This is a genomic window from Paenibacillus sp. F024 (assembly GCF_057814255.1).
Genome location: NZ_JBVASZ010000028.1, coordinates 34,525 through 47,626 on the forward strand (window position 1 = coordinate 34,525; position 13,102 = coordinate 47,626).

10 protein-coding genes are annotated in these 13,102 nt (G+C 49.6%); all 10 read left to right on the forward strand.

Annotation, left to right across the window (positions count from 1 at the left end; translation table 11 throughout):
• The first annotated feature begins 19 nt into the window (after window positions 1-19).
• Window positions 20-1,321 carry a nickel pincer cofactor-dependent isomerase, group 22 gene (locus ACZYR9_RS21755; RefSeq protein WP_488980551.1) on the forward strand — a complete coding sequence of 434 codons (1,302 nt, stop codon included), beginning with the start codon at window positions 20-22 and terminating at the stop codon, window positions 1,319-1,321.
• Window positions 1,318-2,253 carry a 5-dehydro-4-deoxyglucarate dehydratase gene (gene kdgD / locus ACZYR9_RS21760; RefSeq protein ID WP_488980552.1) on the forward strand — a complete coding sequence of 312 codons (936 nt, stop codon included), beginning with the start codon at window positions 1,318-1,320 and terminating at the stop codon, window positions 2,251-2,253. Before ACZYR9_RS21755 ends, kdgD begins: the two co-directional genes overlap by 4 nt.
• Before the next feature lie 17 nt (window positions 2,254-2,270).
• A complete protein-coding gene (locus ACZYR9_RS21765; protein ID WP_488980553.1) occupies window positions 2,271-3,323 on the forward strand; it encodes an Ldh family oxidoreductase in 1,053 nt (350 codons plus the stop codon).
• Between the two features lie 49 nt (window positions 3,324-3,372).
• Window positions 3,373-4,845 (forward strand): alpha-ketoglutaric semialdehyde dehydrogenase GucD, encoded by a 1,473-nt coding sequence (gene gucD / locus ACZYR9_RS21770; protein WP_488980554.1) that lies wholly within the window; start codon window positions 3,373-3,375, stop codon window positions 4,843-4,845.
• Window positions 4,846-4,936: 91 nt separating this feature from the next.
• Window positions 4,937-6,283 (forward strand): hypothetical protein, encoded by a 1,347-nt coding sequence (locus ACZYR9_RS21775; RefSeq protein WP_488980555.1) that lies wholly within the window; start codon window positions 4,937-4,939, stop codon window positions 6,281-6,283.
• Between the two features lie 282 nt (window positions 6,284-6,565).
• A complete protein-coding gene (locus ACZYR9_RS21780; protein ID WP_488980556.1) occupies window positions 6,566-7,003 on the forward strand; it encodes a MarR family winged helix-turn-helix transcriptional regulator in 438 nt (145 codons plus the stop codon).
• The gene (locus ACZYR9_RS21785) at window positions 7,000-7,659 is read left to right on the forward strand and encodes an HlyD family secretion protein (RefSeq protein ID WP_488980557.1); all 660 of its coding nucleotides are present in this window, start codon (window positions 7,000-7,002) and stop codon (window positions 7,657-7,659) included. The genes ACZYR9_RS21780 and ACZYR9_RS21785 overlap by 4 nt, the downstream gene beginning before the upstream one ends.
• Before the next feature lie 17 nt (window positions 7,660-7,676).
• Window positions 7,677-8,996: an efflux RND transporter periplasmic adaptor subunit gene (locus tag ACZYR9_RS21790; protein ID WP_488980558.1), complete on the forward strand. Its 1,320-nt coding sequence runs from the start codon at window positions 7,677-7,679 to the stop codon at window positions 8,994-8,996.
• 15 nt (window positions 8,997-9,011) lie between these two features.
• Entirely contained in the window at window positions 9,012-10,571 is a 1,560-nt protein-coding gene (locus tag ACZYR9_RS21795) for a DHA2 family efflux MFS transporter permease subunit (RefSeq protein ID WP_488980559.1), read from the forward strand.
• 32 nt (window positions 10,572-10,603) lie between these two features.
• On the forward strand, window positions 10,604-12,925 hold the full coding sequence (locus ACZYR9_RS21800; protein ID WP_488980560.1) for an S-layer homology domain-containing protein: 2,322 nt from the start codon (window positions 10,604-10,606) through the stop codon (window positions 12,923-12,925).
• The last annotated feature ends 177 nt before the right edge of the window (window positions 12,926-13,102 follow it).

The window sequence follows — 13,102 nt, forward strand, 5'->3', positions numbered from 1 at the left end:
GACGAAAGGGTGCAAGCCAATGTTGACAGGTGAATTAAGCAATTTCGTTCCGCTTCCGAGAATGATACCTGTACGTCAAGTGTTTGAAGCGCCAACGATTGGTGATATTGAAGGCGAAATGAGAAAGGAACTGAACAAAGAAGCGATAAGAAGTTCGATTAAAGCCGGGTCCCGTGTCGCCGTAGGCGTTGGGAGCAGGGGAATTGCGAATCTGCCCAAACTGGTGGTTACACTAGTCCATCAACTGATGGAATGGGGAGCCAAACCGTTCATTGTTCCAGCTATGGGAAGCCATGGAGGCGGAACCGCAGAAGGCCAGATCAAGATGCTGGCGGAATTGGGCATTACGGAAGGAAGCATGGGTGTTCCCATCCTGAACTCCATGAATGTCGTTCAGATCGGCACCTTGGATGACGGCACCCCCATTTACCTGGATGAAGCATCCTATCATTCCGATGCCATTGTCTTCATCAATCGGGTAAAGCCTCATACGAGCTTTAAGGGAGATCATGAAAGCGGCTTGTTAAAAATGATGGCGATCGGCTTAGGCCGGCACAAGGGGACGCTGGCGATTCATCAGCATCCGCTTGCCCATATGCCCGCTTTGCTGCCCAAAGTTGCAGAGATTTATCTGAAGCATGCGCCTATCGCTTTTGGAATTGGAGTCCTGGAGAATGCTTACGACAAGACAGCACATATCGAAGCCGTCACACCGGATGAGCTGATTCTTAAAGATAAAGAGCTGCTTGTTCAAGCGAAAAAATACATGCCCAGAATTGTACCGGAACAAGTGGATTTGCTTATGGTCAATGAAATAGGCAAAAACATCAGCGGTTCGGGAATGGATCCTAACATCACAGGACGGGCCGCTTCGAAAGCTCCGCAAAAATTCAATGCGCCTCAAATTGAGCGGGTTTTCGTTCGTGGATTAACAAAGGAAACGAAAGGAAATGCCTGTGGAATTGGCGTGGCCGATGTGATCACCAGACGGGTTTTTGAACAAATCAATCTGAGCTATACCTATGCCAACGTCATTACGTCCAAAGTTCTGGATTCCGCTAAAATTCCAGTCATTATGTCCAATGACCGGGAGGCCATAAGCACCGCATTGAGAACGTGTTACCATATCGATCTTCAAAATCCGAGGGTAGTATGGATCAAAAATACATTGGAATTGGAAAATATTTTGGTATCCGAATCGGTTTTGGCGGATATGAAGGGGGATCCCCGCTTACAAGTATGGGGTGATCCTATTGAGATTGCATTTGATTCGGACCATAACATAACAACAGATATATGGAGAGGAATGGAGCACGAATGAGTAAACCTGCTAATCAAATCAAAGGGATTCTGGGCTTTCCCGTTGCCCCCTTTAAAGACAACGATCAATTGGATGTACAGGCATTAGCCGCAAACATTAACTTTTTGATTGACGGAGGATTGGATGGGATTTACGTTTCGGCCGGCGCGGGAGAGTTTCAATCGTTGACACGCAGCGAATATGAAGCGATTGTGGAGCTTGCCGTTTCGCTGAGCAAGGGAAAAGTACCCGTATACACCGGCGTTGGGGGAAATATCAAAGACGCTGTCGAATTGGCACGCATCACGCAAGCCAAAGGGGCGGACGGATATTTAATTTTGCCTCCTTATTTAATCAACGGAGAACAATCCGGATTATATGAATATTTTAAGACCATTATCGAATCTACCGATTTGAATGCCATTGTTTATCAACGCGACAATGCCATATTATCATTGGGTACTTTGACTAAATTAGCCGAGCTTCCCCAGTTCATCGGTCTTAAAGACGGCTTCGGGAAGATGGAGAGCAATATCGAGTTCGTTCAGACCTTAGGCAACCGCTTGAGCTGGATCAATGGCATGCCGTTTGCCGAAGTGACTTACCCGGCTTATGTCCCGTTAGGCTATACCGCTTATACATCGGCTATTTCGAACTATATTCCTCACATATCGAGAATGTTTTATAACGCCGTCCAAGAAAATAATCATTCTTTACTGAATGAGCTATATAAAGAAGTGATTTTCCCGATCAACAACATTCGTAAACAAAGAAAAGGCTATGCCGTTTCTTTAATCAAGGCCGGTATGGAGATCATGGGATTACCTGTCGGCGGTAAGGTGCGGGCGCCGCTGATTCCGGTCGAGAAAGAGCATTACGCTCAGCTGGAGAGCATCTTGAAGCATACGTTAGATCGTTTTCCTAAAAAAACAGCCATCGAATCCAGCAAATAAAGGAGCTAAAGTAAACCATGTCCGATATTCGAGTATCTCCGGAAAAATTAACGGCGTTTTGTAAACAAGTATTGATCGCAGCAGGGATTCCTGGGCGTGATTCGGAAATTATCGCAGATTCGCTTGTGCATGCCAACCTGACAGGCGTTCATTCACACGGTGTTTCCAAATTGAACGATTACCTGGTCAGACTGGACAATAACCTGGTGACCAAGGAAACGAACATCACCGTCGTTTCCGAAACGCCTACAACCGCACTGCTTGATGCGGGCAACGGGTGGGGTCAGATCGTATCCCAGGAAGCCGTCGACGTTGCGGTCAAGAAAGCGAAGGAATACGGCAGCTCCTGGGTTGGCGTCCGGAATTCGAATCACTACGGCACAGCAGCCTATTGGACGGCTCAAATTGCAGCCCAGGGAATGATCGGCATCTCGATGACGAATACTTCTCCTGTTATGGTTCCATTCGGCTCCAAGGTTCCTACGCTGGGTACGAATCCGATTTCGATTGCGGTGCCGTCTCCATCCGGCAAGCCGATTATGCTGGATATGGCTACAAGCAATCAGGCCAGAGGCAAAATCACATTGGCTTCCAAGATGAACAAGCCGATTCCGACGGATTGGGCCATTACCATCGACGGGCAGGAAACAAGCGATCCTCATGAGGCGTTAAAAGGAAGTTTGCTGCCTTTCGGGGGAGCCAAAGGGTCCGGCCTGGCTATTATGGTGGACATTTTAACCGGAGTATTGACCGGAGCGCTATACGGCGCACAAATCCCGCGCTTTTATGATGATCCGGTTCCGCAAAATCTGGGACACATGTTTGCAGCCCTCAATGTCAATGCCATGATGCCGATCGATGCGTTCCTTGAACGTATGGGGGATAAAGAGCGTGAAACTCGTGACAGCGCGCCGGCCAAAGGCTTTGATAAAGTCTATATGCCAGGCGATCTGGAATATGCAAGAGCCGAGGAAGCACGCAAAAACGGAATCGCATTGTCCAAGGAAATTCATGCCGAGTTGTTAAGCGCAGCCCAGCGATATGGAGCCCAGGTGACTTTAGTGGACTAATCATCGTTTGTCATTACCTATGAATGCCATAGAAAGGGTTGGAATACAGATGACTATTGGAGAGAAAACCAAAACAAATACTTATTTGAATTATATTAATGGAAGCTGGACGGCTTCTTCCTCAGGTGAAGTGGATAAGAGCACGAACCCTGCCAATGTACAGGAAGTGGTAGGCTATATTCAAAAATCGACGGCGGCGGATTTGGATCAGGCGGTTCAAGCGGCTAAGGAAGCTCAAGTTAAATGGAGAAAGCTTTCCGGCGCCGCCCGAGGCGATTATCTCTTCAAAGCGGCCAATATAATTGAAGCCCGTCTCAACGACATTGCGGAAACGATGACAAGAGAAATGGGCAAATCGCTTCCTGAAGCCAAAGGCGAAACGGCCAGAGGCGTAGCGATTCTTCGCTACTATGCGGGTGAAGGCATGCGTAAGGTTGGAGATGTGATACCGTCTACAGACAGCGAAGCGCTGATGTTCACCAATCGCGTTCCCCTCGGTGTGGTAGGTATTATTGCGCCTTGGAACTTTCCTGTAGCGATTCCGATCTGGAAAATCGCTCCTGCACTGATTTATGGTAATGCCGTAGTGTTCAAGCCTGCACAAGAAACAGCCGTAACGGCGGCCAAAGTGATCGAATGCTTCGCTGAAGCAGGTTTTCCTGCGGGCGTGCTCAATATGGTGACCGGTGCCGGCTCCGTGATCGGGCAGGGTATCATTGACCACAACGATATTAAAGGGATCAGCTTCACAGGTTCTGACCAAGTCGGTAAACTCGTGGCTCAAGGCGCCGTAGCCCGGGGGGCCAAATATCAGCTTGAAATGGGAGGCAAAAATCCTGTTATCGTTGCGGCGGATGCGGATCTCAACCTGGCTGTCGAAGCAACCATCAGCGGCGGACTTCGTTCCACGGGACAAAAATGTACGGCAAGCAGCCGTGTCATTGTACAAAGTGAAATTTATGATCAATTTAAAGAAAAGCTGCTAGCTAAAGTGAAAGAAATTAAAGTCGGCGACGGACTAAACAGTGATACATGGATGGGGCCTTGCGCCAGTGAAAGTCAATTGAAAACCGTATTATCCTATATCGAGAAGGGGAAGCAAGAAGGAGCCGTTCTTGTGGCAGGCGGAAAGAGGATTACCGATGGCGGCTTGGAAAACGGCTTCTATGTTGAGCCAACCGTATTCGAAAATGTAAACCGCGATATGGTTATTGCTCAGGAAGAGATTTTCGGTCCGGTGCTTGCTTTAATCAAGGTGGATACCATACAAGAAGCGCTGGAAGCGGCCAATGATACAAAATATGGGTTAAGTGCCTCCATTTTCACACAAAACATCGGAAATATGCTATCATTTATCCAAGAGATGGATGCGGGCCTGGTTCGTATTAATGCGGAATCGGCCGGAGTCGAGCTGCAGGCGCCATTTGGCGGTATGAAGCAATCAAGCTCTCATTCCCGTGAACAAGGTCAGGCGGCCATTGAATTTTATACGTCCATCAAAACCATATTCGTGAAATCATGATTCTTTGAATCAAAACATATAACCAAAAGCCGGGATTCTTAACAGAAGAAAACCGGCTTTTTCTTAATGAAAGCTGGAGGCGAAATACCTGGTGCGAAGTTATTTGATTTTGGGCATGTGCGGATTATTCCTCATCCAATATTTTGTTCACGCTCAATGGCTGGAGTATCTGGTCATTTGTATGGCACTGGCTGCCTTTATGGGGAGTGCTACGCAGGCCAGTACTGTACCGCGTTGGTTTGGGATCTGCATGCTGATTACCGGCATCGCTGTGGAGTTTCAAAAAGGAAGAGGGTTCGATGGCGTAAGTGAAGGAATATCGATGAACCTTCCTCTGCTGACCCTCGTCATTTTGGTGCCTCTGCTTTCCATACCGTTAAAGCTTGGCGGATATTTTGATGCCATCGATACGCTGCTGCGAGGCCTGCTGCACCATCCCCGTAAGCTTTTCGCGGGAATTACGAGCGTGTTGTTTGTATTGGGTCCGATTTTGAATATCGGTTCGATCCGCATCGTCGATGAACTGCTTAAAGGCCTAAAGCTTCCTCCTGTGATGCTGGCCAAAAGCTATTTGGTAGGATTTTCGACAACCATGCTGTGGTCGCCCTATTTTGCATCCGTTGCCCTGGTGCTCTATTACTTGAAGATTCCAACAGTCGAATATATGGCTTACGGCATCTGCTTTGCCCTTCTTTTTTTCCTGATCGGAAATGCATTGTTTGCGATTTGGTCCAAACGTCATCCCCTAAGCCTGGATTCTTTCAAGGAAGCTGCGCCCGCAGAAGAATCACATGACAGAAGCTATCGTCAAAAACTGGTTCGATTGGTTTTGATTGTCGTGCTTTTGATGAGTACGACCTTTCTATTGGAAGCTCTGACCCATTGGTCGATGCTTGTTATCGTCAGCCTGTTGGCCATTTCTTTCCCTCTATGCTGGGGGATGTTATCCAAGGATTGGAGACGGCTGGGTGCCCAATGGACCGAGTTTCGGAAACGGTCCGTACCTATTATGAATAATGAAATCGTACTGTTTACCAGCGCAGGACTATTAGGGAACGCTCTGCAGGGCACCACCTTTGGAAGCGGGATTAAATGGGCCTTGATCAGCTTGGCTCAACAGTCATTTTTTATTTTCGAGATATCGGTCATTGTTACGGTGGTTTTCGTAACCTTTATAGGCATTCATCCGATGGTCATCGTGACTGCGCTTGTCACTCAAATGGATGCCCAGGCCTTGGGGACCACTCCCATTGCGCTCGCGATTTTGCTCATGCTGGCTTGGTCTATCTCAGCCGTACTCAGTCCGGTGAATCCGTTAAATTTATTGGTAAGCCGTCTGTCCGGTACTACGGGACTTACCGCAGGGGTTCGCGCTAACGGGATTCACCTGTTGATTGTCGCCATCCTTGGGTTATCGATACTCACCATCATTCAATAAAATAGGAAGCTGTAGGAGAGGCCTTTAAGGCCTCTTTTTTGATGAACGGCAGTGACATTCAGCAGGAAAGTGACATCATGTCAATCGGTGAGAGAATGATGTGATGAATCGCTTGAAATGCATCTTTTTGAGGAAAAATGCCTTTATTTCAGGATTTCCAACTACGGCTTTTTTTGGTATAGTTCATATATAAAAATTTAGTGACACGAAATATATAGTTCTAAAATATTTATAAGTACTATTTCTGTAATATAGAAACAACTTGCATGGGGGGGTGAAACGATGGGCCTGGAGAGTGAGATCGTCAGGCTGATGAAGGATTTGATTCGAAGCCACAATGAAATTTTAAGCAAAACGATGAGGGATAACGGCATAACGCCTCCTCAATGGATGACTCTTCATCAAATTTATAAGGAGCCCAAGACGATCGGGCAGATTGTCGATGCGGTGCAGCTGTCCTACAGTACGGTTTCGGGCATTATCGATCGGCTGGAACGGGATGGCTGGATTCAACGCGAAAGGGATGAACATGACCGCCGCATGGTATGGATCCGCAAAACGGAAAAGCTGCAGCAAAAAATGGCGGGAAGCTCGGTGTTTCAGGAAACGTTTTTTACCGAGCTTTTGAGCGGCCTGCCGGAGCATGAACTGAATATGATTGTGAAATCCATTGGACTGCTGAACAAACAAATAGAAATGAAGGTTGGGGAGAAGGCATGAAGCGCAAAGCGGTATTGTATGTTATTTTAGCGGCCCTTGTGGTCGTTGGAGGAGGGATTGGCGGTTACTTCTGGTATGAAGGGCAAAATTATGTCTCGACCGATGACTCCAGGCTTGCCGGAGATATTTACAAAGTCATGCCCCGCATTACAGGCAAGGTGATATCGCTGCAGGTGAATGAAGGGGATCATGTTCTGGCGGATCAAATTATCGGACAGCAGGACAGCAATAATTTGCCTACGAGCAGCCTCGATCAAGCGGCATTAAGAGCTCCCATTGAAGGCACGGTCATTAAAACACTGGTTAAAGCAGGGGAAGTCGCCTCTCCGGGTCAAACCGTTGCCATGGTAGTGAATAAGGCGCAATTATACGTAACGGCTAATATTGAAGAAACGGAGATTCATAAAATCCATGAAGGACAAAGGGTAGATATCCATGTGGATACGTTCCCCGGCAAAGCTCTGACAGGTCATGTAAAAGAAATCAGCAAGGCCACGGCTTCCACCTTTTCGCTGCTTCCTTCAACGAATACGAGCGGTAACTTTACCAAGGTCACCCAGCGCATTCCCGTCAAAATTTCTATTGACGATCAGCTGGGTTTGGATGTATCGCCGGGAATGAGCACTACGATCAAAATTCATTTGAAAAGCAACTGAAAAGGGGTTAGTTAGCGATGAAAAGAGTACATAAATGGATCGTTCCGACGGTTCTTACGATGGCGGTCGTCGGCATTTTGCCGGGATGCAGCTCTACGTTAGACGCAAGCAGTGCGGATACCGCAAGCGTGCCCGTCAAGGTCATCAAGCTTGGGCAATTCACGGATCCCGGATTAAGCGGTAAAATCATTCCCGATCAAGATATCAAAATCGTCTCGAAGACGGCCGGTAAAGTGGCCGGGGTGAATGTGCAGGAGGGCGATAAGGTGAAAAAAGGCGATGTTCTGGTTCAGCTGGAAACCGACGACCTGCAGCAGCAGGTGAAGCAGGCACAATCCGGCGTGGCCGCAGCGCAGGCGAAGCTGGCCGATACGCAGGCCGGAGCCCGCACGCAGGAGATACAGGGACTCGAGAGCGCCGTGAATATGGCGCAGGGCGCGTATGAGCAAGCAACGGCCGCTCTGCAGCAGGCCAGCGCAGCTTTAGACCTCAGTACCTCAACGTATAACCGCCTGCGGAATATGTTTGACAGCAGCTCCAGCGTGACGCAGGAGGATCTGGATAAAGGGACGCTTGATTATGAGAAAGCCAAGGCAGGCTACCAGCAGGCTCAGGCCGCGCAAAAAGCGGCGGCGGCCCAGGTGGAGGCGGCCAAGGCCAAGCTTGAACAGGCCCGGATCGGACCTACGGACAATACGCTCAAAGCGCTTCAGGCGGAGGTTGACCGGTTAAACGCGGGACTGGAGCTGGCAAACAGCAGCCTGAACAATGCGACGATTACGGCACCGATCGACGGGGTCGTTGTGAAGAAAAGCATATCACCGGGCGAGATGGCTCAGCCTGGGGTGCCGATCATCTCTTTGGTCAATATGGATCAGGTGCAAGTGGAGCTGACCGTCACGGACAGTCAAATTACCAAAGTGAGCGTAGGGACACCTGTAAGCGTGAAGGTTCAAAGCATGCCCGATCCATTGTTCCAGGGCACGATCTCCTTTGTAAGTCCCGTCTCCAACCCGAACAGCAATACATTCCCGGTCAAAGTAAAGGTGGATAACAAGGACGGTCTGTTGTTTGCCGGTATGGTGGCCGAAGTCCATTTTGACGGTACCGGAAACAGCCGAATTGAAGTGCCGAAAAGCGCCGTCGTGAAAAAAGAGAATAAGGAATATCTCTTTACGATGGATAACGATACGGCTCGTCTGGTGGAAGTGAAGACGGAAGAAAAAAATCAGGATTGGGTCTATGTACAGCCGAATGACAAGATCAAGGCGGATCAACAAATTATCGTGAATCCTGACGATAAGCTGACGGACGGCACCAAGGTGAAGGCTCAATAGGAGGTGCTTGCAGCTATGGCCGATGCATCGGCGGATAATCAACAAAAGTCAGGTGACAGCGGGATGTGGTTTGCCTTGATCGCCATCGTGATGGGCACCTTTGTCGCTGTACTGAACAGCAGTCTGATGAATGTAGCGATGAATAAATTCGTCGCGGTATTCGGCTCCGATATCAATACGGTGCAGTGGGTCATCACCGGATATACGCTGGCTTCCGCCATGGTCATTCCCATGTGCGGCTTTTTGGGAGCGCGTTTCGGGAACAAAACCGTATTTGTTTATTCGGTTGCCGGCTTTACCATAGGCTCGGTGGTTTGCGGGCTTGCATGGAGCGACAGCTCGCTCATCTTATTTCGTGTGCTTCAAGGCTTCGCCGGCGGATTTATTATGCCGATCGGGATGTCCATCATTTATTCGACCTTTCCGAGAGAGAAGGTTGGTACTGCGATCGGTCTGTGGGGCGTTGCCGCCATGGTAGCTCCCGCACTTGGGCCGACGTTCGGCGGATATTTGATTCAATACTACAGCTGGCGTCTGTTGTTCTTTATCAATATCCCTATCGGTATCCTGGCCGTTGTACTCGGTAAGATCCTATTGAAAGACGCGCCGCGCAAAGAAGGGCTCAAATTCGATACGGCCGGCGCAGTGCTTTCCATGATCTTTTTTGGATCGCTGCTGCTGGCCCTAAGCAAAGGCCAAGCTGAAGGTTGGACCTCTTTTTACATCGTCAGCCTGCTGTTTGTTGCCTTCTTCAGCCTTCTTCTGCTGCTGTGGGTAGAGCTCGGAGTGGAGCAGCCCGTGCTCGATTTGAAAATTTTCAAAAATATCAAATTTACAATCAGCGTGATATCGGGCAGCCTGGTTATGATGGGGATGATGGGAGGCACGTTCTTAACGCCTCTCTATCTGCAAAATATTCAAGGGCTTACTGCGATGCAGACGGGCATTCTCATGATGCCCCAGTCGATTGCCATGGCTTTGATGATGCCGCTTAGCGGGAAGCTGGCGGACCGGTTCGGGATCGTTCCTTTAGGTGTCGTAGGCTTGTCTCTCCTGGGGATCATGACGATAGAGCTGCATCATTTGACGACCGATACACCGAATCATTGGCTGAATCTCATATTAACGATTCGCGGAATAGGAATCGGCCTTTGTATGATGCCGCTGACCACAGCCGGCATGATGGCCGTGGCTCCTCAGCAGGTCGGCAACGCTTCTCCGCTGTCCAACGTTTGCCGTCAGGTGGCCGGGTCTTTGGGGATCGCGCTTTTTGCCGCGATCATGAGCAACCGTCAAATCCTTCATTACCAGCATATATCCGACAGCGTGTCTGCCGATTCCATTACGGCCAATGATACGCTTTCCATGCTCTCCGGAGCGATTTATTCCTGGGCGGTGGATCTCGCGACGGCATCGGGAACCGCAGCCGCATACTTGGCCGGCATTATGCAAAAAGAAGCGTTGGTCCGTTCGATCGCCGATACATTTTACATCTCGGCCATCCCTGCATTTCTTTGTATTCCGTTTGTGTTTTTCTTGAGCGGCAAGAAAAAAGCCCCTGTAGTAAAAAAGTGATTGCAGCAAGTGATTTCGGGAGGTTTACTCAAATGAAGAAACGTATTTCTTTACTGCTGGCAACGGCTATAGCGTTGTCTATGTTTTCAACCGCGGCGTTAGGCGCCAATCCACCGAAGTCATCCGCTGACTTCAGCGATTTAAAGGATTTGGACGCTTCTGTTAAAGCCAAATACGACACAATGATATCCGCAGGTATTTTTGATGGTGTAGAGGACGGCAGATTCGGTGTGAAGGACAAAATGAACCGCGCTCAATTCGCAAAGGTAGCTGCGCTGATTTTCGGCCTGAAGGTGGACGCTTCGTTGAAATCCTCCAGCTTTAGCGACGTAAGCGCCGACGACCCGGCTAACGGCTATGCCCTGCCTTATATTGAAGCGCTCAAAGAGGCTAATCTTACGGACGGTGTCGCCCAGAATGCTTACAATCCGGCTGGCGAAGTGACCAAGGAACAGCTGGCCGCCTTCCTGATCCGCGGCTTGAATAAAGACGCTGAAGCCAAATCGCCTGCAGGCTTAAACGACCCGACCGTTTCGGACTGGGCCAAAGGCTACGCTGCTCTGGCGATCCAATTAAAGCTGATGGGCGGTGCAGCGGACGGAACATTCGGAGGAACCTCTGCCGCCACCCGCGATCTGTTGGTTACCTCTTCTTACGAGGCGAAGCAGCAATATATACCGGGCTCCAGAACTACGAAGTCATCCGGTACAGGAGCATTAACGCTGACCACGGCTATGCCAAGCTACGACATTACGGACAATACACAAGCCCAAGTTAAAAGCGTGCTGCAGGAAAAGACAACCGCCGGCTGGCGCATGGGTGCTGTAGTGAAGCTGAAGAACACATCGGGCTCCGCGATTCGGATCCCTGATTATGAGCTTCGGATCAAAGCGTCGGACGGCACGGTGTATACCCTGCAGCCAAGCGCAAGCAACCCGCGTTCGATTCCCGCTCAGAGCTTTGTCGAATTAAGCTATATGACCGAGATCGAAGTGAAAACGGACCTGAATGTAACGGATATGCTCTGGATTGATGTCAATCAGAAGGTGTACCCGAAGCAGGAGACTCTGCTGGCCGATGCCCCCATCGGATCGATCGTATGGCGAGGTAAAGACGCTGTCATTGAGGATCCGGCTTTATTGGGAAATTGGGGGGTCACGTTCTCCGTTCCGGGGGAATCTTCCGCTTTGAAATATACGGCCTCGCGATTGAACAGACAATTTACAGGACAAGCGCCGACCTATATGGTTCAGCTCATCGTACAAAACCCGGGCAGCTATACGGAAACCGTTCCGGATTTTACCCTCGGGGGAAAAGCGGATGGACAAACGTTTGTAGGGAAGCGAATCGAGCAGGAGCCCGTTGTCCTCAATCCCGGGGAAAAGAAGTATTTGCATTATGCGGTCACGACCGACTTGAACAAGCAGCTTACCGCGTTCTATGTTCTAACGCCTGAAAGCTTCTTGAAGCCAGGACAAACGGCGCCCATGAATTATTATACGGGACGGATCGGCTTCAGGCTTCCGGACTCTTACGGAGCGCCGATGGCCTTGCCGGCATATGAGCTTGGCACCCCCATCGCCATAGATTCGCTAAGCCAAGCGGTCAGTCCACAGTTAGGCGTCTCGTTGATGAGTTTGGATTGGTTCGAAAATGAGGGGCAAAGCTTCAAGACGGCAGTAGCGCAGCTGAAATACATGAATCCGAGCGGAAGCCCGATTTCTGTTCCGGATGTGACGGCCGAGCTGCAGAATGGCCGGGGGATCACCTATGGCGGCAGCCGGATTGTGAGCCCAGTGAAGGAGGTGCTGCCCGGATTGGGGACAGTAGTCACGTATACCTTTACCGTACCGTTATCTGAGGATGCGCCCCGATTTACCTTCCGTCTTATGGAGCAGCAGGGGCAGCAAACGTATAAGTTTCCGATAGCTGAAACCAGTGTGGCGGTCAATCCGGCTGCAGCGGATTCGACTTTGCTTACATTCTATCCTTTTGAATTGAAGCTGTCTTCCTGGTCTGAATCCGCCGTTACGATGGCGAATCCTACGACCCGGGCATACGCCTTTAACTATAAATTCAAGATGGACCTTGACGTGCATACAACCGATGAGGTGATCGTAGATCCCAGCAATCCGAAGCTGTATATGCAGTTGGAGAATAACGAGGGCACGCGGATAGCCTCCAAGGTTTACACGCTGGCAGGAGATAACCGGTTGATGAGCGGGAGCCAGATCATTAATTTTGATAATGTGAGCTCGGATCAGCTGGAAATCCCTGTAACGCTGAAAATTTATGAAACCATCAGTACGCCAGCCGGTGATGCCAAACGGTTACTGGCAGTATTGAAGCAGTGATCATCCTTATGATGATCAGGCCGTCGATCAGATCGACGGCCTTTTTCTGGTCGGCGTGCCCAGCTAAGCACGCATCTTCTAGCCGGTGAAAGTCCGGTCGCGGGAGGAGCCAAGTCCCCGCGTAGCTAGGATACTTGCGTATGGCGAAATCTGTGCGTAAAAGCGTATCGACGAAAG